This window comes from Pseudomonas sp. PA15(2017) (genome assembly GCF_001945395.1).
Lineage (GTDB): Bacteria > Pseudomonadota > Gammaproteobacteria > Pseudomonadales > Pseudomonadaceae > Aquipseudomonas.
The window spans coordinates 375,332-394,001 of sequence record NZ_MSXV01000058.1 but is presented as its reverse complement, the minus strand read 5'-3'; the positions used below and the strand labels follow the sequence as shown (position 1 = coordinate 394,001).

The window sequence follows — 18,670 nt, the reverse complement described above, 5'->3', positions numbered from 1 at the left end:
GCCCGGCCTGTTGTCCGGGTTTGTATGTCCGCCTTACCGCTATCGAGCATGGCCGGTGGTGGGCGCCGAATGCTGCAGTGCTTTTTCGATAACTTCTGGAGAGCTTACAAGAATGGCAAAGATCGTCGACATCAAGGGTCGTGAGGTTCTCGACTCCCGTGGCAACCCCACCGTGGAAGCGGACGTAATCCTCGACAATGGCATCGTTGGCAGCGCCTGTGCGCCGTCTGGTGCCTCCACCGGTTCGCGCGAAGCGCTGGAACTGCGTGATGGCGACAAGAGCCGTTACCTGGGCAAAGGCGTACTGAAGGCGGTGGCCAACATCAATGGCCCGATCCGCGACGCACTGCTGGGCAAAGACCCGGTCGACCAGAAAGCCCTCGACAAGACCATGATCGAGCTCGATGGCACCGAGAACAAGGCCAAGCTGGGCGCCAATGCCGTCCTCGCCGTGTCCCTGGCCGCTGCCAAGGCTGCCGCCCAGGATCAGGACCTGCCGCTGTACGCGCACATTGCCAACCTCAACGGTACGCCGGGCCAGTACTCCATGCCGGTGCCGATGATGAACATCATCAACGGCGGCGAGCACGCCGACAACAACGTCGACATCCAGGAGTTCATGGTGCAGCCGGTCGGCGCCAAGACCTTCTCCGACGGCCTGCGCATGGGTACCGAAATCTTTCATCACCTCAAGGCGGTGCTCAAGGCTCGCGGCCTGAACACGGCAGTGGGTGACGAGGGCGGTTTCGCGCCGAACCTTGCTTCCAACGAAGACGCCCTGTCCGCCATCGCCGAGGCCGTGGCCAATGCTGGCTACACGCTGGGCAGCGACGTGACCCTGGCCCTGGACTGCGCGGCCTCCGAGTTCTACGAAGACGGCAAATACAACCTCTCCGGCGAAGGTAAATCGTTCGATGCCGAAGGGTTCGCCGAGTACCTCAAGGGCCTGACCGAGCGCTTCCCGATCATTTCCATCGAAGACGGCCTGGACGAGTCCGACTGGGCTGGCTGGAAGATCCTCACCGACAAGATCGGCGCCAAGGTTCAGTTGGTCGGCGACGACCTTTTCGTGACCAACACCAAGATCCTCAAGGAAGGCATCGACAAGGGCATCGGTAACTCGATCCTGATCAAGTTCAACCAGATCGGCTCGCTGACCGAAACCCTGGAAGCCATCCAGATGGCCAAGGCAGCCGGCTTCACCGCGGTGATTTCGCACCGTTCGGGTGAAACCGAAGACAGCACCATCGCCGACCTGGCCGTTGGTACTGCCGCTGGTCAGATCAAGACCGGTTCGCTGTGCCGCTCCGACCGCGTTTCCAAGTACAACCAGCTGCTGCGTATCGAAGAGCAACTGGGTGCCAAGGCGCCGTACCGCGGTCGCGGCGAGTTCCGCGACTGAGTCGGGGTCGCGCGGCGCAGATGAACATCTGCCGCCGCGCGGGCTTCTCTGGAGCACCGCCGGTTTCGCTGGCGGCCTTGCCGGATATCGATGACGCAGGGAGAATCCACGGATGTCCGTCGCAGCGACCCCTTCCTACCCGAGTGCCTCACCTGCCATGCGTAGTCCTTACTGGCTATTTCTCGTTCTGATCCTCGTGCTTGCAGGCCTGCAGTATCGCCTGTGGGTGGGCGAGGGCAGCTTGGCGCAGGTGACCGAGCTTCAGCAGAACATTGCCGATCAGCAGGGCGAAAACGAACGCCTGCTCGAACGCAACCGTATCCTCGAAGCCGAGGTGATGGAGTTGAAGAAAGGTATGGAAACCGTCGAGGAGCGTGCCCGCCATGAGCTGGGGATGGTCAAGGACGGCGAAACCCTCTATCAGTTGGCTGAATGAACAAACCTGATCTGCCGTCGTTCTGGGCGGTGATTCCGGCCGCCGGCATCGGTAGCCGCATGCGTGCCGACAGGCCAAAGCAGTATCTGCAACTGGCCGGCAAGAGCATTCTGGAGCACACCCTTCACTGTTTTCTCGATCATCCGTGCCTGCGTGGCGTGGTGGTCAGCCTGGCCGAAGACGACCCCTTCTGGCCATCGCTCGCGTGCGCCCGTGACGGGCGAATCCATACGGCCGCCGGCGGTGCCGAACGCGCCGACTCGGTGCTCAACGCCCTGTTGCGCTTGACCGAGCTGGGCGCCGGCGAGCAGGACTGGGTGCTGGTGCATGACGCCGCACGGCCCAACCTGGCGCAAGCCGACCTCGACCTGCTGCTCGCTGAGCTGGCAAACGATGCCGTGGGCGGGCTGCTCGGCGTGCCGGCCCGCGACACGCTCAAGCGTGTGGGTAGCGATGGCCGCGTGCGTGAGACCATTGATCGTTCGGTTATCTGGCAGGCCTATACACCGCAGATGTTCCGTCTCGGTGCCCTGCATCAGGCGCTGGCTGAAGCCTTGGTGTCGGATGTGGTTGTCACCGACGAAGCCTCGGCGATGGAGTGGGCCGGGCATTCGCCGCGGCTGATCGAAGGCCGGGCGAACAACTTGAAGGTTACCCGCCCGGAAGACTTGCATTACCTGGAGCGCCTCTGGCGAGGCCGCCACTGAGTCACCGTCTGGGGTTCAGTGAATCCACTTCTTGGCATTCCTGCCGATGTTGCGTTCCAGCACCGATGTCAGCTTGTTCATGGCGCCGTCGATGGCCTGCTGCAGTTCGCAGGCGTCATAGGAAACCGACATCGGGTCGCGCCCCTTCATCCGTGCTTCGACCTTGCAGCGTTTGTCCTGGGGGCCGCTCTTGAGGGCGTTCTCGTCCGACAGGTGGATTTCCACCCGGGTGAGATGCTCTTCGTAGCGCTGGAGTTTGTCGCGCACTCGACTGCGAATGTCAGTCTTAAATGCCATTGAGGTGTCGACGTGCTTTCCGCTGTTGACCATGACTTGCATAACCATGTCCTCATGCTGGGGGTTCGCATCGACCCGAACAGGGGCCTCATGGATTACGACGGAACCTCACCGGCAGGGTTCGCAGACGGTTGTGACATTCTATGAGCGCCGTGCGCGAAATCAGGCTTTCAGGCGTATTCCGGGCGCAGGGCGAGACCGTAACGTAATGCGTCGATCAGTTGCCTGACCTTGGGCGACAGGTGCCGCTGTTGCGGATACAGCGCCCACACCGCGGTGTTGGGCGGTTGGTGATTGTCGAGCAGCGAAACCAGGGCGCCGCTGCGCAGATGCTCGAGGACGTAGTAATCCGGCAACTGGCACAGACCGAGCCCGGCCAGGGCAGCGTCCAGAACGGCCTGGCCGCTGTTGCAGCGCCAGTTGCCATTGATCCGCTGCGAAGCTTCGCGGCCTTCGAGCTGGAAGGTCCAGACGTCGCTGCTGCCGATCAGACAATTGTGCCGAGCCAGTTCCGACAGGCTGTGCGGACGCCCGTAGCGTTGCAGGTAGTCTGCCGACGCGCACAGGTACATGCGCCTTGGCGCCAGTCGGGTCGCCAGCATGCGCGAGTCCTGCAGGCGACCCAGGCGAATGGCGACGTCGAAACCGTCCTGCACCAGGTCGAGCGTGCGATTGCTCAGCTCCACTTCCACGGAGAGCCGCGGGTGACGCGCCATGAACGCCGTCACCAGCGGCACGATGAAGCGCTCGCCGTAGGCCACTGCGCAGGTCATGCGCAACAAGCCTTTGGGTTCACTGCCCAGATCGCCGATGGCGTTCAGCGCTTCTTCGCGAGCATCCTGCAGACGCTGGCAGTGTTGCAGAAAGGTCTGACCGGCCTCGGTCAAGGCGACCTTGCGTGTGGTGCGGTAAAACAGGCGGGTGTGCAGGCGTTCCTCGAGGCGGGCGATCTGCCGGCTCACTTGTGAGGATGACAGGCCCAGGCGCTCTGCCGCTGCCGTGAACTGGCCACATTCGGCCACGGCGACGAATTCGTCGAGCCCTTCCCAGCGATTCACGGCATCACTCGCGACATGGTGATTATCCCTATAGAGCAATAATGTTTTGCATTCTGCCTGATTATCTCAATCGTTGGCTCAACTACACTCGTCGCCATCGCAATTCATCAGGAGAGCCGAAACATGATCAAGTCGCGCGCCGCTGTAGCCTTTGCCCCGAATGAGCCGCTGAAAATCGTCGAAGTGGATGTCGAGCCGCCAAAGGCCGGCGAAGTGCTGGTGCGCATCGTCGCCACCGGCGTGTGCCACACCGACGCCTACACCCTGTCCGGTGCAGACTCCGAAGGCGTGTTCCCGTCGATTCTCGGCCACGAGGGCGGTGGCATCGTTGAAGCCATTGGTGAGGGCGTGACCTCGGTGGCCGTCGGTGATCATGTGATCCCGCTGTACACCGCCGAGTGCCGCAAGTGCAAGTTCTGCCTGTCCGGCAAGACCAATCTGTGCAGTTCGGTGCGCGCCACCCAGGGCAAGGGGCTGATGCCCGATGGCACCACGCGTTTCAGCTACAACGGCGAGCCGATCTATCACTACATGGGCTGCTCGACCTTCTCCGAGTACACCGTACTGCCGGAAGTATCCCTGGCCGTCATCCCGAAAGAAGCGCCGCTGGAAAAGGTCTGCCTGCTTGGTTGCGGCGTGACCACCGGCATCGGCGCCGTGCTCAACACCGCCAAGGTGGAAGAGGGCGCCACCGTGGCGATCTTCGGTCTGGGTGGCATCGGCCTGGCAGCGATCATTGGTGCGAAGATGGCCAAAGCGTCGCGCATCATCGCCGTCGACATCAACCCGGCCAAGTTCGACGTGGCCCGGGAGCTGGGTGCGACCGATTTCGTCAATCCGAAGGATTACGACAAGCCGATCCAGGACGTCATCGTCGAACTCACCGACGGCGGTGTGGACTACAGCTTCGAGTGCGTCGGCAACGTGCAACTGATGCGCGCCGCGCTGGAATGCGCCCACAAGGGCTGGGGCGAGAGCGTGATCATCGGTGTGGCCGGCGCTGGCCAGGAGATCAGCACCCGCCCGTTCCAACTGGTGACCGGTCGCGTCTGGCGCGGCAGCGCCTTCGGGGGCGTCAAAGGCCGTACCGAACTGCCGAGCTACGTCGAGAAGTCGCAGAGCGGCGAGATTCCGCTGGACACCTTTATCACCCACACCATGGGCCTGGGCAAGATCAACGAGGCCTTCGACCTGATGCATGAAGGCAAGAGCATCCGCACCGTCATTCACTACTGATCAGTAGGGTGGGCAACGCCGTTGCAGGACGGCTTGTCCACCGCCCGTGAGGATTTGTCATGACTTTGGAAATCGTATCCAGCAACAAGAGCTTCGGCGGCTGGCACAAACGCTACAAGCATCGCTCTTCCAGCCTCAACTGCGACATGGTATTCGCCGTCTATCTGCCGCCCCAGGCCGAGCAGGGCGCCAGGTTGCCGGTGCTGTACTGGCTGAGCGGCCTGACCTGCACCGACGAGAACTTCATGCAGAAGGCCGGTGCCCAGCGCATGGCCGCCGAGTTGGGCTTGATCATCGTCGCGCCAGACACCAGCCCGCGGGGCGAGGGCGTGCCGGATGACGCCAATGGCGCTTATGACTTCGGCCTCGGCGCCGGCTTTTACATCAATGCCACCCAGGAGCCCTGGGCCCGTCATTACCGCATGTACGACTATGTCGTGCAGGAGTTACCGGCGCTGATCGAGGCCAACTTCCCCGTTTCGGACAAACGCGCAATCGCTGGTCATTCCATGGGCGGCCATGGTGCGCTGATCTGCGCGCTGAAGAACCCGGGGCGCTATCGGTCGGTTTCGGCGTTTTCACCGATCGCCAATCCGGTCAATTGCCCGTGGGGCGAGAAAGCCTTCAGCAACTACCTGGGCGAGGACCGTTCGCGCTGGCGCGAATGGGATGCCAGTGTGCTGATCGCTGAGGCCTCGGAGAAGCTGCCGATTCTGGTCGACCAGGGGGACCGCGACGATTTTCTCGATGGCCAGCTCAAACCCAAGGCTCTCGAGGCGGCGGCCAAAGCGGCGGGGCATCCGCTCGACTTGCGCCTGCAGCCGGGTTACGACCACAGCTATTACTTCATCGCCAGCTTCATAGAGGATCATCTGCGCCATCATGCCGAGGCGTTGGCTGGCTGAAGTAGTTCTTCGACAGGAGGGGCTTTCGCGGGTATGAACTAGGCGTCCCGGCTCGCTCCCTCAGGTTCCCGCTCATCGTGTGGGAGCGCGCCATGCGCGCGAAGCGATAGTGAAAGCATGGAAAAAGGGCGCTGCAGATCGTATCCGCAGCGCCCTTTCTGTACCATCGGACGGTTATTCGCCCAGGCTGGAACGCAGCATCCAGGCGTTCTGCTCATGCACGCCGATGCGCGCCACCAGCATGTCGTGGGTGAACAGATCGCCAGCCTCTTCGGCCAGCTCCGCGAACTCGCTCATGCGTCGGGCAACGGTCTCGTTGTCCAGCACCAGTTGCTTGATCATCTGCGGCGTGGTGCCGTGGGGCGCCTCGTTGTCGATCACCGTCAGCGCGCGGAAGGTTTCCCCGCCAGTCGGCACCAACTTGCCCAGCGCACGGATGCGCTCGGCGATTTCGTCGGCAGCCTGGTGCAGCTCGTTGTACTGCTCGTCGGTCAGCTTGTGCAGGCCATAGAAATTGCCGCCCTGCACGTTCCAGTGCACACCCAGCGTCTTCACGTACAGGGTGTAACTGTCGGCCACTGCCTTGGTCAGAGCCTCGGCGACTTTTTCGCGGGCGCCACGATCGACGCTGGTGTTGATACTCAGGCCATCGCCCTTGAGTTTCGACGCTGCGGTTTTCGGTGCTGTTTTTGCCTTGGGTTTAGCTACTGCCGGTTTCTTTGCGACGGCCATGATGTTCTCCATGGTTGCGGGAAGTCTCTGTTACTCCTTGTCGACTCCTGCAAGCGCAAAAACATTCCCACGTTTTTCATCGGAGCCCGTTCGCGGTGTGCAGCCTAGTACCCGCTGACAGCGCCGCGTTAGCCGCCAGATCGCCGGCGGCCGGAGGTTTCCAGGCTCATGGCCTCCTCGCTCGCCGGGCAAGCCCGCTTCGTCTCGCGCTTTCGGGTAGAATCGACCTTTTTGCGAGGGCAACGGCTCATGCGGATCGGCCATGGTTACGATGTGCATCGCTTCGGCGACGGGGATTTCATCACCCTGGGCGGCGTACGCATTCCCCACAAGTTCGGTCTGGTCGCCCATTCCGATGGCGACGTGGTGCTGCACGCGCTGAGCGACGCTTTGCTTGGCGCCGTGGCGCTGGGTGACATCGGCAAGCATTTCCCCGACACCGACCCGAACTTCAAGGGCGCCGACAGCCGCGTGCTGCTCCGTCATGTGCTCGGCCTGGTACATGCCAAGGGCTTTAAGGTGGGCAATGTCGACGCCACGATCGAAGCCCAGGCACCGAAGATGGCGCCGCACATCGAGGCCATGCGTGCGCTGATCGCCGAGGACCTGCAGGTCGAGCTCGATCAGGTCAACGTCAAGGCCACCACGACCGAGAAGCTGGGCTTCGTCGGTCGCGAGGAAGGCATCGCCGTACACGCGGTCGCGCTGCTGGTCAGCGCATGACGGAAATGCAATTGCTCGGCCCGCGCGCCCACGGCAATCCCTGCGGGCATGCCATGCTCAAGGCCAGCGCCGAGGATTTTCAGGTCGACGAGGTGCTCGACATCGAGCTGTCCGGGGTGGGTGAGCACCTGTGGCTGTGGGTCGAGAAGCGCGGGCTGAATACCGAGGATGCTGCGCGTCGCCTGGCGCGCGCAGCTGGTGTGCCGGTCCGGATGATCAGTTACGCCGGTTTGAAGGACAAACAGGCGCTGACCCGGCAATGGTTCAGCCTGCACCTGCCAGGCAAGCAGGATCCCGACCTGACGGCGGCTCAGGACGACACCTTGGCGATCCTCAGGCAGGTGCGACATACCCGCAAGCTGCAGCGCGGTGCCCATGCCGCCAATGGCTTCACTCTGCGCCTGACCGGGTTGCAGGCCGACAAGGCCACCCTGGATCAGCGCCTGCACATCATTCGCGAGCAGGGCATTCCCAACTACTATGGCGCCCAGCGCTTTGGTTTCGAGGGCGGCAACGTGGCCCATGCCCGGCATTTCGCCGAGCGCGGTGAATTGCCGGAAAAGCGTAACGTGCGTTCGCGGGTGCTCTCGGCGGCGCGCAGCTTCGTGTTCAACCAGGTGCTGGCCGAGCGCGTTGCAGCCGGCACCTGGAACCAGGCGCTGCCTGGCGATCTTCTGGCGTTCACCGACAGCCGCAGTTTTTTCGCCGCTGGCGAGGCCGAATGCGAGGATCCGCGCCTGGATGCGCTCGATCTGCATCCCACCGGGCCTCTGTGGGGCGAAGGCGCTTCGCCTGCGCAGGGCGCGACGGGCGATCTCGAGCAGCGTGTCGCCACTGCCGAGGCACAGCTGACGCACTGGCTCGCACAAGCGGACATGGCGCACGAACGGCGTATCCTGCGCCTCCCCATTAGCGGTTTGACGTGGCATTATCCCGAGCCTGACATTCTGCAACTGGAATTCGTCCTGCCGGCTGGATGTTTCGCCACCGCTCTGGTGCGCGAAATCGTCGAGCTTTTGCCGGTAGGGCAGACGGACAACCCATGCGTATTCTGATTTCTAACGATGACGGCGTGGCCGCACCGGGCCTCGCCGCGTTGCACGCTGCGCTGGCTGATTACGCCGACTGCACGGTGATCGCCCCTGACGGCGACCGTAGTGGCGCCAGCAGCGCGCTGACCCTGGATCGCCCGCTGCACCCCTGCACCCAGGCCAATGGCTACATCAGCCTCAATGGCACGCCCACCGATTGCGTACACCTGGGCATCAACGGGCTGCTGCCCGATGTGCCGGATCTGGTCGTGTCGGGCATCAACATGGGCGCCAACCTGGGCGATGACGTGCTGTATTCCGGTACCGTCGGCGCCGCGCTCGAGGGCCGCTTTCTGGCGCGCCCGGCATTCGCCTTTTCGCTGGTCTCCCGTTCGGCCGAGAATCTGCCCACCGCGGCCCACTTCGCCCGCAAGCTGGTCGAGGCTCACGAACAGCTCGACCTGCCGCCGCGCACGGTGCTGAATGTCAACGTGCCGAACCTGCCGCTCGACCGTATCCGTGGCGTGCAACTGACCCGCCTGGGCCACCGTGCCCGCGCCGCCGCGCCGGTGAAGGACGTCAACCCGCGAGGCAAGGCCGGTTATTGGATCGCTGCCGCCGGGGATGTCGAGGATGGCGCCGAAGGCACCGACTTCCACGCCGTCATGCAAGGCTACGTGTCGGTCACACCGCTGCAGCTCGACCGCACCTATCAGGATGGACTCAACCGCCTCAAACCCTGGTTGGAGGGGTTGATGACATGAATCGGGAGCATGACCGCCACGGGATTGGCATGACCTCGCAGCGCACGCGCGAACGCCTGATCCAGCGACTCTATGAAGAAGGCTTGTCCAACGCCGGCGTGCTCGAGGTGATCAGGCGCACGCCACGTCATCTGTTCGTCGACGAAGCCCTGGCTCATCGCGCCTATGAAGATACCGCGCTGCCGATCGGCCACAACCAGACCATCTCGCAACCCTACATGGTGGCGCGCATGAGCGAGCTATTGCTCGCTGCCGGCCCGCTGGACAAGGTGCTGGAAATCGGCACGGGCTCCGGCTACCAGACGGCCATCCTGGCGCAACTGGTCGAGCGAGTGTTCACCGTCGAGCGCATTCAGGGGCTGCAGGAACGGGCGAAGGAACGATTGGTCAAACTCAGCCTGCGCAACGTGGTCTTTCGCTGGGGCGATGGCTGGGAAGGCTGGCCGGCCCTGGCGCCCTACAACGGTATCATCGTCACTGCTGCCGCCTCGCAAGTGCCCCAGGCGCTGCTGGATCAGCTGGCTCCAGGCGGCCGATTGGTGATTCCCGTCGGTTCAGGTGACGTTCAGCAACTGTTATTGATCATTCGCGAGGAACAGGGTTTCTCTCGGCACGTACTCGACGCAGTACGGTTCGTGCCCCTGCTTAACGGCCCGCTGGCCTGACTCGAATCGAACGGAAGGATGCATGAAGAAGACCTTGCTGCTGTATACCAAAGGAATGGCGATGGGCGCGGTCGATGTGGTGCCTGGTTTCTCCGGCGGCACCGTTGCCCTGATCACCGGTATATACGACAAGCTTCTCGCCTCGTTCGCCGCCATGCCCCAGGCCTTGATGCTGCTCGTGCGCGGGCGCATCGCCGCGGCGTGGCAGGCTTGCAATGCCAGCTTTCTGCTGGTGGTTCTGCTGGGCATTCTCAGCAGTATCTTCACCCTGGCGCGGGCCATCAGCTACCTGATGAACGAGCACCCGGTGCCGCTCTGGGCGTTCTTCTTCGGGCTGGTACTGGTGTCCGTCTACCTGGTGGGGCGCGAGGTGCAGGCCTGGCGCGGTAACCGGCTGATCGGCTTTGCCGTCGGCCTGGCATTCGCATTGTGGATTACCCTGGCAGTGCCCATGCAACTGTCCGCCGACCCGTTGATGCTGTTCTTCGCCGGTGCCATCGCCATCAGCGCGATGATCCTGCCGGGTATCTCGGGCAGCTTCATCCTGGTGCTGCTGGGACTTTATCCGGTAGTGCTTGGGGCGGTGAAGAATTTCGATCTGGCCGTGCTGGCGGTGTTCTGCGCCGGTTGCCTGCTTGGTCTGCTGACCTTCTCGAAGGTACTGAGCTGGCTGCTCGCCAACATGCGCGACCTGACCATGGCCTTTCTGGCCGGCCTGATGCTCGGCTCGCTGGTCAAGGTCTGGCCCTGGAAACAGACCCTGACATGGCAAACCAATCGTCATGGTGAATCGTTTCCACTCGAGCAGGTCAATCTATTGCCATGGCAGTTTGCCGAGGTGAGCGGCGAAGATGCGCAACTGCTGCTGGCCATCGTGCTGAGCCTGTGCGCCATTGCTCTGGTATTGGGCGTCGAGTGGCTGGCGCGACGCCGCCAGGTTGAAGAGGTATGACGTCTCGGCGCTTGTTACCGGTTGCTCGGGGCCGTCTGCAGGGGAGATTGGGGTGAGTTCCACAGCCAAACAAGGACATCGTTCCTCGGGCATGCTGCGCAACCTGTTGGTGATGACCGCCGTGGGTGCGCTGCTGGCCGGCTGCGCCAGTTCGCCATCGGGTGGTGTGCAGGTCGTCGATCGCAATAACGCTGCTTCGCAGCGCCAGCCGGTCACCTCTGGCCAGTACCGAGTGCAACGTGGGGACACACTTTACTCGATCGCCTTCCGCTACGGCTGGGACTGGAAAGCACTGGCTGCGCACAACGCCATCGCGCCCCCGTACATGATCCGCATCGGCCAGGTGATTCGTTTCGGTTCCGGCAGTTCGGGCAGGCCCGTCACCGCCTCCGCGCCTCCTGCCTCGAGGCCCGTCGTGACCACGCCCAGTCGGGCTTCCACGCCAGTACAGGCACCTCCGGCACAAACCACCACTCGTCCGATAACACCGATCGTGACGACACCTGCCACCACCCCTGTGGAGCCGGTGCAGCGTTCTGCAGCAGGCTGGGCGTGGCCGGCGAGTGGTGCGATTATCGGCCGTTTTTCCTCAAACAGTAGTTTGAATAAAGGCATTGATATAGCAGGTGAATTGGGACAGCCTGTCCTTGCTGCGTCTGGAGGATCCGTTGTCTACGCCGGGAGTGGGTTACGGGGCTACGGCGAATTGGTGATCATCAAGCACAGCGATACCTACGTGAGTGCCTACGGCCACAACCGCAGGCTGCTGGTACGTGAGGGGCAGCAGGTCAAAGTCGGGCAACAGATTGCCGAGATGGGTTCCACGGGAACTGACCGGGTGAAGCTTCACTTCGAAATTCGCCGCCAGGGTAAGCCTGTAGATCCAATGCAATACCTGCCACGTCGTTGATCTGTCGCTCGTTCGCCCGCTCGCGTGGGATGGACGGGCTCCGATGTTGCCAAGGATAAGTGCACATCGGAGCTTGCTGGTCGAACTCAGCAAGGGACGGAACAATAAAATGGCACTCAATACCAAGGCAGCGCCGGAGTTTGACATCGATGACGAAGTGCTCCTGATGGAGCCGGACATCGATCTTGACGAGGCTGACGACAAGGCGGCCACTGCCAAGGTCGCCACGCGGAGCAAGGCCAAACAGCCTAGCGGCAGCAAGCAGCACAAGTACATCGACTACACCCGGGCGCTCGACGCCACGCAGCTGTACCTCAACGAAATCGGCTTCTCGCCACTTCTCAGCCCGGAAGAAGAGGTGTTCTTCGCGCGTCTGGCGCAGAAGGGCGATCCCGCCGGGCGCAAGCGCATGATCGAAAGCAACCTGCGGCTGGTGGTAAAGATTGCCCGTCGCTACGTGAACCGCGGGTTGTCACTGCTGGACCTGATCGAAGAGGGCAATCTCGGCCTGATTCGTGCCGTCGAGAAATTCGACCCGGAGCGCGGCTTCCGCTTCTCCACCTATGCCACCTGGTGGATCCGGCAGACCATCGAACGGGCGATCATGAATCAGACCCGCACCATTCGTTTGCCCATTCACGTCGTCAAAGAACTCAACGTCTACCTGCGCGCTGCGCGGGAGCTGACCCAGAAGCTCGATCACGAACCCTCCCCGGAGGAAATCGCCAACCTCCTGGAAAAACCGGTTGGCGAGGTCAAGCGCATGCTCGGCCTCAACGAGCGCGTGTCTTCGGTGGATGTGTCCCTGGGGCCAGACTCCGATAAGACGCTGCTCGACACCCTTACCGATGATCGCCCGACGGATCCTTGCGAGTTGCTGCAGGACGACGATCTGTCCCAGAGCATCGACCAATGGCTGTCGGAGCTGACCGAGAAGCAACGCGAGGTGGTCGTGCGACGCTTCGGCCTGCGTGGCCACGAAAGCTGCACGCTCGAGGAGGTTGGCCAGGAAATCGGCCTGACACGTGAGCGCGTGCGGCAGATTCAGGTCGAAGCACTCAAGCGGTTGCGCGAGATACTCGAGAAGAACGGCCTTTCCGCCGACTCGCTGTTCCAGTAACACCCGGCCTGCCAGGCCCTCGGCCAGTCAGCTTGCTGACTGGCTTTTTTATCGTCTCGGGCCTCTAGCGCCTGCTCATGATCTTTCGGCCCAGGTTCACCAATTTTGGCCGCCAGGTGGCGCGGGCGTACATCGGTGCAGCGCCTGTGGGAGCGGGTGAGGACGCTCGCGATTTTTTGCGCGCATGGTGCGCTCCCACAGTAGCTCGGCGAGCTGCCTTGTAGTTGCCGCTTCAGGCGCATGAAGATCGTGAACAGGTTCTTGGACGGAGAAATGAAAACAGCGCCACGCGGGCGCCGTCTTCGACAGGCCTTGATCAGGCCGGCAGGGCATCTCGCAGCTGCAGCAGCTTATCCGACTGAGCCTGAACGGCGCGGTATTGTTCGGCGTCACTGACCAGCGTCGCCGCGGGTACCGGGAACATCTCGTTCAGCTTGCTACTCCATTCGACCGACGCCGATTGCTCAGGGAAGCAGCGGCGGATCAGGTCGAGCATGATCGAAACGGTCACCGAGGCGCCCGGGGAAGCGCCAAGCAGGGCGGCAATGGAGCCATCCTGAGCAGCCACCAGCTCGGTGCCGAATTGCAGGATGCCGCCTTTCTTGGCGTCCTTCTTGATGATCTGCACGCGCTGGCCGGCAATCTCCAGGCGCCAGTCACTGGCCTTGGCCTGCGGGTAGAAGCCGCGCAGGGTATCCAGGCGCTGCTCCTGGGACTGCATGACTTCCTTGACCAGGTAACGCGTCAGGTCGAAGTTGTCGCGGGCCACCGCCAGCATCGGGCCGATGTTGTTCAGGCGCACCGACATTGGCAGGTCGAGGAACGAGCCCTTCTTCAGAAATTTGGTAGTGAAACCGGCATAAGGCCCGAACAGCAGTGATTTCTTGCCGTCGACCACGCGCGTGTCCAAGTGCGGCACCGACATGGGTGGCGAGCCAACTTCAGCCTGGCTGTACACCTTGGCCTGATGCTGGTTCACCACTTCCGGGTTGTCGCAGCGCAGCCACTGGCCGCTGACCGGGAAGCCACCAAAGCCCTTGCCTTCGGCGATGCCGGACATCTGCAGCAGGGGCAGGGCGCCGCCACCAGCGCCGAGGAACACGAAGCGCGCCTGGATCTGGCGGTGATTGCCGCTCTTCTGATCCTTGGTGCTCACGCGCCAGCCGTGCTCGTTGCGAGTGAGGTCGGTAACGCGCTGGTTGAAAGTTACCCGAGCCTCGTTCTGCTGAACCAGATGGTCGAGCAGGCTCTTGGTGAGTGCGCCGAAATTGACGTCGGTACCGTTGGCTACACGGGTTGCTGCAATGGGCTCGTTCGGGTCACGGCCAGGCATCATCAGCGGCATCCATTCGCTCATGGTGGCGCGATCTTCGCTGTACACCATGTCTTCGAAAGCGTGGTGCACATGCAGCGCCTCGAAGCGCTTCTTGAGGTAGTCGATGCCTTTTTGGCCACGGACGTAGCTCAAGTGCGGAACGGGATTGATAAAGGACTTGGGCGAGCCGAAGGTGCCTTTCCTGACCAGGTAGGCCCAGAATTGCTTGGATTCCTCGAACTGGGCGTTGATGCTCACCGCCTTCTTGATATCGATGGAACCGTCGGCAGACTCGGGGGTGTAGTTGAGTTCGCACAGGCCGGCGTGACCAGTACCCGCGTTGTTCCACGGGTTGGAACTCTCCGCCGCACCGAAGTCCATCGCCTCGACGACCTCCAGCTTGATGCCGGGGTCGAGCTCCTTGAGCAGCACCGCCAGCGTTGCGCTCATGATGCCGGCACCGACCAGCACCACATCTACAGCTTCGTAATCGTTCTGCGCCATCACCACATCTCCAAATAATCAGCGTCCAGTCATAGGCCGTCGGCCTGGGCGTCAAAGGCGCCTGTCAGCGGTTGCCGAGCTGTATTGAGGATTGGGATAACGGGAGGAGGTCGCCGTGTCCTGCCGCAAGATGATTCATATGTTCGCCACACTCTTGTGAAGTTATTGAAACCGTCTTTTCACGTTCTTTTGGAACGCGAACCTCAAAAGTTCATGTGCCTGTTGGGCCGTTCCAGCCGGCAGATGTTCCGCGAAAACGCGGCCATCGCATGGAGGAAAGCCTTCGATATCGAGCAGCACGAAGTGGGCGACTCTCTGTGGCGTTGCCGATGGCATGACTGCATCAGCGGTACGGCGATGCCGATCAGGAGGCGTCCTTATAATCGGGGCGCGATTATAAGGCGAAAGCGAGGGAAGTGATCAGGTGCGTGTGACTTTTATTGCACATGCAATGAGGTGGGCAGATGCCGGCGCTGACGCTCAATGGCGGGTAAATGCGCTTTTCGGCAACGGCGCGCCGAGCCATGCCAGACGCTGCTCCTTGACCTCGTGCCAGCCTGCGGGGCCCGGTGGCTGGGCACTTCGACGAAATGCACGGCAGATGCCGTGCTCATCCAGGCAGGCGTAAATTCTCGGATTCGGGGTGGCGGCAAATTTCTGCAGAAGTGCGCGCATCAAACAAGCTCCGTTCATGCAAAGCGACCAAAGTCTTATACCGCCAGCATGTAACAAGAATGTGACGTGGAACCGTGCTCACCGTTTACAGGTCGATTCGTTATACTTCGCGAGCCTTAAGTGCCTCTCATGGAGAACCGAGTATGAATCGCCTGTTGTTTGGTCTGGTTGCCGTTATCAGTCTGGCTCTTGTCGGTTGTGCCCACAGCCCGCAACAGCTTAGCCCACAGCCCAGGCTGATTGGGTCATTGACTCCCGTAGGCCAAGGCCAGCCAGTGGTGGTGCGCGTGGTGGATGGGCGTCCTTCTCCGGTACTGGGCACCCGCGGCGGCCTGTACCCGGAGACCAGTGCCATCAGCGTATCGGGCCAGGACGTGCTGCCCAAGCTGCAGGCTCAGGCCGAGGCCGCCGTTCGCCTGCTGGGTTTCACTCCGTCGGCCAATGCCTACAACGCCCCGCAACTGACCCTGACCCTGGCCGAGCTGAAGTACCAGTCGCCCAAGGAAGGCATGTACGTGACCGAGGCCGACATGACCGCCAGCTTCCGTGCCGATGTGCAGAACAGCAACCGTCGTTACAGTGGCCGTTATGGCGCTTCGCTGAACCAGCGTTTCGGCATGGCGCCGAACCAGGAAACCAACACCAAGCTGGTCAGCGACGTGCTCAGCGATGCCCTGACCCGCACCTTCAAGGACCCGACTCTGGGGCAGATTCTCAGCGGTCAGTGAGCTGACGGTAGACAAGAAAAAGCCCCGACATGTCGGGGCTTTTTCATCGGCTGTTGATCAGAGTGGCAGCCCGGCCTTGACGCGGTATTGGTTGCGCACCGGCGTCGCGTACTGAAGTATCAGGTAGGGTTGCTGCTCGCTTGGGCAACGGGCCAGGCGCTGCTGCCATTGCTCTCGCGCAGCAGCCAGCTCGGCGGCGTCGAACAGCGTGTCGGCCGTTGGTACTTGCAGTTGCGGATCGCGCTCGCTCCACATGGCGTACGCCAGGTAGTGCACGGGGAACAGGCGGTAGCCGGTAAGGATCTGCGCATCGGTCAGGGCGGCCAGTTGTTTGGCGTCCTCGAAACCGCTGGTGATCGGGTCGCCGAAGTGCACGTGGACACGGCCCTTGTAACCGGTGATGCCCAGGCCAATGCTCTTGTCATCCTCGCCCGGTTGCTTGGTGTAGCTGCCTGTGGTTGCGCGCGTGAACAGCTCGCGGGCCTTGGCCTGGTCGCAGGGATCGTACTCGTAGCTGATCGACACCGGAGTCAGCTTGAGGCTGGCGATGACGTCGGCGAACGGCTCGTCCTTGCGGCTCATATGAAACATCTTGAGGATTGCCGAATCGGTGCGGTCATCACCGTCCTTGGCGCGGCCTTCGGCCTGGGCGATCCAGATCGACTCGCCATCCTGGCGGATCGAATGGCTGATGTAAGCCGAAAGCAGCTGGTAAGCCGCGAGCTTTTCGCGGCGGCCGGTGATCGAGCGATGCACGATGAAACTCTTGTTCAGGCGCATCAGGTCGCTGACGAAGGGCTTCTGCAGCAGGTTGTCGCCAATGGCGATGCGCGGCGTCTGCAGGCCGGCATGGTAAACGGCGTAATTGACGAATGCCGGGTCCATGACGATGTCGCGGTGGTTGGCCAGGAACAGGTACGGGCTGCCAGCCTTCAATGTTTCCACGCCCGAATAGGTCACGCCATCGGTGGCATGCTCGACGGTGCGGTCGATGTACGGCTCGATGGATTCCTGCAATGCGCGAACCGAATCGATGTGGCGGAACTGTGACCGCAGTCGATGGGCTATAAGAGGTTTGAGCAACCAGCCAAACGGGCCAGCCATGCGCGGAAAGCGAAATTGGGTAAGGATGTCGAGAAACGCATCGTCGGCCAACAGGCGCGCCAGAACCGCTGGAATTTCCGCGTCGGCGTAGGGTCGGATGCTGTCGAATTCGCCCATCATGATCTCTTGTGATTATCGCTGCGATTGAAAGGTGGAATGCGCTGCGCCCCGTGCCGTGATTACGCGCCGATACAGCGTGAAGCAACTTTGGGAGCAGTGATAGACCACCCATTATACCCTGCAAGTCACACGGAGGCGCCCCATGTTGGAAACCCAGGATTATCAGTGCCCCTATTGCGGCGAGCCCGTCGAGGCGGTACTGGACTTGTCGGCCGGCGATCAGCACTACATCGAGGACTGCCCGGTATGCTGCAGGCCCATCGTCTTTCTGCTAGAAACCGACGGGCAGAGCTGGCATCTGGACGTGCGCGGGGAGAACGATTGATGAAACGAGTCTACGAGCCCCAGAACCTGATGGAAGGCGAGTTGCTGAAGGCCATGCTCGCCAGCGAGGGCATCCAGGCGCATCTGGTCGGCGCCCATCTGGCCGGCGCGGTGGGCGAGCTGCCGGCGTGCGGGCTGCTCGGCATGCTGGTGGAAGACGGCGACGCCGAGCGCGCCCGCTGGTTGATCGCCGAGTACAATGGCGCGCAACCGCTACCCGGTGACGAGCCGGATCCCCCTCAGGGCGTGCTGCTGTGTTGAGCAGCGGGTGCGCCCACCCATCCTGATGAGTCTTTCATGAGTGGACGCTTTGCGCTGTTTCGCTGGACGCCTGCCTTCGCGGCGCAGCCAGGTTTTCCTGCTGACCAGCAGCCGCACTGGAATCTGGCGCCTGGCTCCCAGGTACTCGTGCTGCGCAGCGAGCATGAGCCGCCGCCGCTGACGCGGGCGCGCTGGGGGCTGACTCCCGCCTGGCTGAAGGATCTGTCGAAAACCCCGGCCCACGCCCGCGCCGAAACCCTCGCCGAACAGCCGATGTTTCGCGACGCGTTTCGCCTGCGCCGTTGCCTCATTCCTGCCAACGGCTTCTATGAGTGGCGCGGCGCGGCGCGCAAACGGCCGTACTGGGTGAGTGGCGAAGATTCGCTGCTGTACTTCGCTGCGGTCTGGGAAGCCTATCCGGTAGAGGGCCATGTTTACCTGAGCACCGCCATGATCACCCAGGCAGCCGCGACGCTACGCCGCCCATTGATTCTCGATGCCGAGCAGCGGCAACGCTGGCTGGCCGCCGACACACCACTCGAGGAGCTGCAGACGCTGCTTGTCGCCAAGCCGACAGCGCTGCGCGAACGAGTATTGAGCAATCTGGTCAATGACCCGACGCTCGACGGGCCGGAGTGTCTGACGCCTGCCTGAGGCTTTGGCTTGCGCTGAAATAGGGGCAGCCCCTAGCATACCTTGCA

At 62.3% G+C, this 18,670-nt stretch carries 22 protein-coding genes; 16 read left to right on the top strand and 6 right to left on the bottom strand.

Translation table 11 applies throughout. From position 1 onward, the window contains the following. The first annotated feature begins 112 nt into the window (after nt 1–112). From eno to ispD, 3 genes are all read left to right on the top strand, one after another. Nucleotides 113–1,402: a phosphopyruvate hydratase gene (eno, locus tag BVH03_RS23585; protein WP_075963448.1), complete on the top strand. Its 1,290-nt coding sequence runs from the start codon at nt 113–115 to the stop codon at nt 1,400–1,402. Between the two features lie 157 nt (nt 1,403–1,559). Next, nucleotides 1,560–1,838 (top strand): cell division protein FtsB, encoded by a 279-nt coding sequence (gene ftsB / locus BVH03_RS23580; RefSeq protein WP_075963447.1) that lies wholly within the window; start codon nt 1,560–1,562, stop codon nt 1,836–1,838. Continuing rightward, complete coding sequence (gene ispD / locus BVH03_RS23575) at nt 1,835–2,545, top strand: 2-C-methyl-D-erythritol 4-phosphate cytidylyltransferase (RefSeq protein WP_075963446.1); 711 nt, start codon at nt 1,835–1,837, stop codon at nt 2,543–2,545. Before ftsB ends, ispD begins: the two co-directional genes overlap by 4 nt. Nucleotides 2,546–2,560: 15 nt before the next feature. On the opposite strand, the gene BVH03_RS23570 is transcribed toward ispD, so the two are convergent. Together BVH03_RS23570 and BVH03_RS23565 are read right to left on the bottom strand one after the other, a co-directional pair. Further along, on the bottom strand, nt 2,561–2,875 hold the full coding sequence (locus BVH03_RS23570; protein ID WP_256574804.1) for an HPF/RaiA family ribosome-associated protein: 315 nt from the start codon (nt 2,873–2,875) through the stop codon (nt 2,561–2,563). Nucleotides 2,876–3,012: 137 nt separating this feature from the next. Next, the gene (locus BVH03_RS23565) at nt 3,013–3,900 is read right to left on the bottom strand and encodes a LysR substrate-binding domain-containing protein (RefSeq protein ID WP_075963445.1); all 888 of its coding nucleotides are present in this window, start codon (nt 3,898–3,900) and stop codon (nt 3,013–3,015) included. A 123-nt stretch (nt 3,901–4,023) separates the two neighbouring features. Here BVH03_RS23565 and BVH03_RS23560 point away from each other — a divergent pair, with 123 nt between their 5' ends. Together BVH03_RS23560 and fghA are read left to right on the top strand one after the other, a co-directional pair. Beyond that, nucleotides 4,024–5,136 (top strand): S-(hydroxymethyl)glutathione dehydrogenase/class III alcohol dehydrogenase, encoded by a 1,113-nt coding sequence (locus tag BVH03_RS23560; RefSeq protein WP_075963444.1) that lies wholly within the window; start codon nt 4,024–4,026, stop codon nt 5,134–5,136. 59 nt (nt 5,137–5,195) lie between these two features. Further along, nucleotides 5,196–6,041, top strand: a complete 846-nt coding sequence (gene fghA / locus BVH03_RS23555; RefSeq protein ID WP_075963443.1) for an S-formylglutathione hydrolase — start codon at nt 5,196–5,198, stop codon at nt 6,039–6,041. Between the two features lie 174 nt (nt 6,042–6,215). On the opposite strand, the gene BVH03_RS23550 is transcribed toward fghA, so the two are convergent. Further along, nucleotides 6,216–6,773, bottom strand: a complete 558-nt coding sequence (locus BVH03_RS23550) for a Dps family protein (RefSeq protein ID WP_075963566.1) — start codon at nt 6,771–6,773, stop codon at nt 6,216–6,218. Between the two features lie 249 nt (nt 6,774–7,022). On the opposite strand from BVH03_RS23550, the gene ispF reads away from it, so the two are divergent. From ispF to rpoS, 7 genes are all read left to right on the top strand, one after another. Then, entirely contained in the window at nt 7,023–7,496 is a 474-nt protein-coding gene (ispF, locus tag BVH03_RS23545) for a 2-C-methyl-D-erythritol 2,4-cyclodiphosphate synthase (protein WP_075963442.1), read from the top strand. Further along, nucleotides 7,493–8,551: a tRNA pseudouridine(13) synthase TruD gene (gene truD, locus BVH03_RS23540; protein ID WP_075963441.1), complete on the top strand. Its 1,059-nt coding sequence runs from the start codon at nt 7,493–7,495 to the stop codon at nt 8,549–8,551. Before ispF ends, truD begins: the two co-directional genes overlap by 4 nt. Beyond that, the gene (gene surE / locus BVH03_RS23535) at nt 8,539–9,291 is read left to right on the top strand and encodes a 5'/3'-nucleotidase SurE (protein WP_075963440.1); all 753 of its coding nucleotides are present in this window, start codon (nt 8,539–8,541) and stop codon (nt 9,289–9,291) included. Before truD ends, surE begins: the two co-directional genes overlap by 13 nt. Before the next feature lie 29 nt (nt 9,292–9,320). Continuing rightward, complete coding sequence (locus tag BVH03_RS23530; RefSeq protein ID WP_168175671.1) at nt 9,321–9,956, top strand: protein-L-isoaspartate(D-aspartate) O-methyltransferase; 636 nt, start codon at nt 9,321–9,323, stop codon at nt 9,954–9,956. Nucleotides 9,957–9,978: 22 nt separating this feature from the next. Beyond that, on the top strand, nt 9,979–10,908 hold the full coding sequence (locus BVH03_RS23525) for a DUF368 domain-containing protein (protein ID WP_075963438.1): 930 nt from the start codon (nt 9,979–9,981) through the stop codon (nt 10,906–10,908). Nucleotides 10,909–10,999: 91 nt separating this feature from the next. After that, nucleotides 11,000–11,818, top strand: a complete 819-nt coding sequence (locus BVH03_RS23520) for a peptidoglycan DD-metalloendopeptidase family protein (protein ID WP_075963437.1) — start codon at nt 11,000–11,002, stop codon at nt 11,816–11,818. Nucleotides 11,819–11,927: 109 nt separating this feature from the next. Further along, entirely contained in the window at nt 11,928–12,938 is a 1,011-nt protein-coding gene (rpoS, locus tag BVH03_RS23515; protein ID WP_075963436.1) for an RNA polymerase sigma factor RpoS, read from the top strand. A gap of 316 nt (nt 12,939–13,254) precedes the next feature. Here rpoS and mqo read toward each other — a convergent pair whose 3' ends face one another. Continuing rightward, entirely contained in the window at nt 13,255–14,757 is a 1,503-nt protein-coding gene (gene mqo, locus BVH03_RS23510; protein WP_075963435.1) for a malate dehydrogenase (quinone), read from the bottom strand. A gap of 480 nt (nt 14,758–15,237) precedes the next feature. Then, nucleotides 15,238–15,432: a hypothetical protein gene (locus BVH03_RS23505; protein WP_075963434.1), complete on the bottom strand. Its 195-nt coding sequence runs from the start codon at nt 15,430–15,432 to the stop codon at nt 15,238–15,240. Nucleotides 15,433–15,575: 143 nt separating this feature from the next. Here BVH03_RS23505 and BVH03_RS23500 point away from each other — a divergent pair, with 143 nt between their 5' ends. Beyond that, entirely contained in the window at nt 15,576–16,160 is a 585-nt protein-coding gene (locus tag BVH03_RS23500; RefSeq protein WP_075963433.1) for a YajG family lipoprotein, read from the top strand. Nucleotides 16,161–16,217: 57 nt separating this feature from the next. On the opposite strand, the gene BVH03_RS23495 is transcribed toward BVH03_RS23500, so the two are convergent. After that, entirely contained in the window at nt 16,218–17,381 is a 1,164-nt protein-coding gene (locus tag BVH03_RS23495; protein WP_075963432.1) for a 1-acyl-sn-glycerol-3-phosphate acyltransferase, read from the bottom strand. A 145-nt stretch (nt 17,382–17,526) separates the two neighbouring features. Between BVH03_RS23495 and BVH03_RS23490 the strand changes: the two genes are divergently transcribed. The 3 genes from BVH03_RS23490 to BVH03_RS23480 are packed head-to-tail and all read left to right on the top strand — an operon-like array spanning nt 17,527 to nt 18,623. Beyond that, the gene (locus tag BVH03_RS23490; RefSeq protein WP_075963431.1) at nt 17,527–17,709 is read left to right on the top strand and encodes a CPXCG motif-containing cysteine-rich protein; all 183 of its coding nucleotides are present in this window, start codon (nt 17,527–17,529) and stop codon (nt 17,707–17,709) included. Then, nucleotides 17,709–17,969 carry a DUF2007 domain-containing protein gene (locus BVH03_RS23485; RefSeq protein WP_075963430.1) on the top strand — a complete coding sequence of 87 codons (261 nt, stop codon included), beginning with the start codon at nt 17,709–17,711 and terminating at the stop codon, nt 17,967–17,969. Before BVH03_RS23490 ends, BVH03_RS23485 begins: the two co-directional genes overlap by 1 nt. 36 nt (nt 17,970–18,005) lie before the next feature. After that, nucleotides 18,006–18,623 (top strand): SOS response-associated peptidase, encoded by a 618-nt coding sequence (locus BVH03_RS23480; RefSeq protein ID WP_075963429.1) that lies wholly within the window; start codon nt 18,006–18,008, stop codon nt 18,621–18,623. Nucleotides 18,624–18,670: the final 47 nt, after the last annotated feature.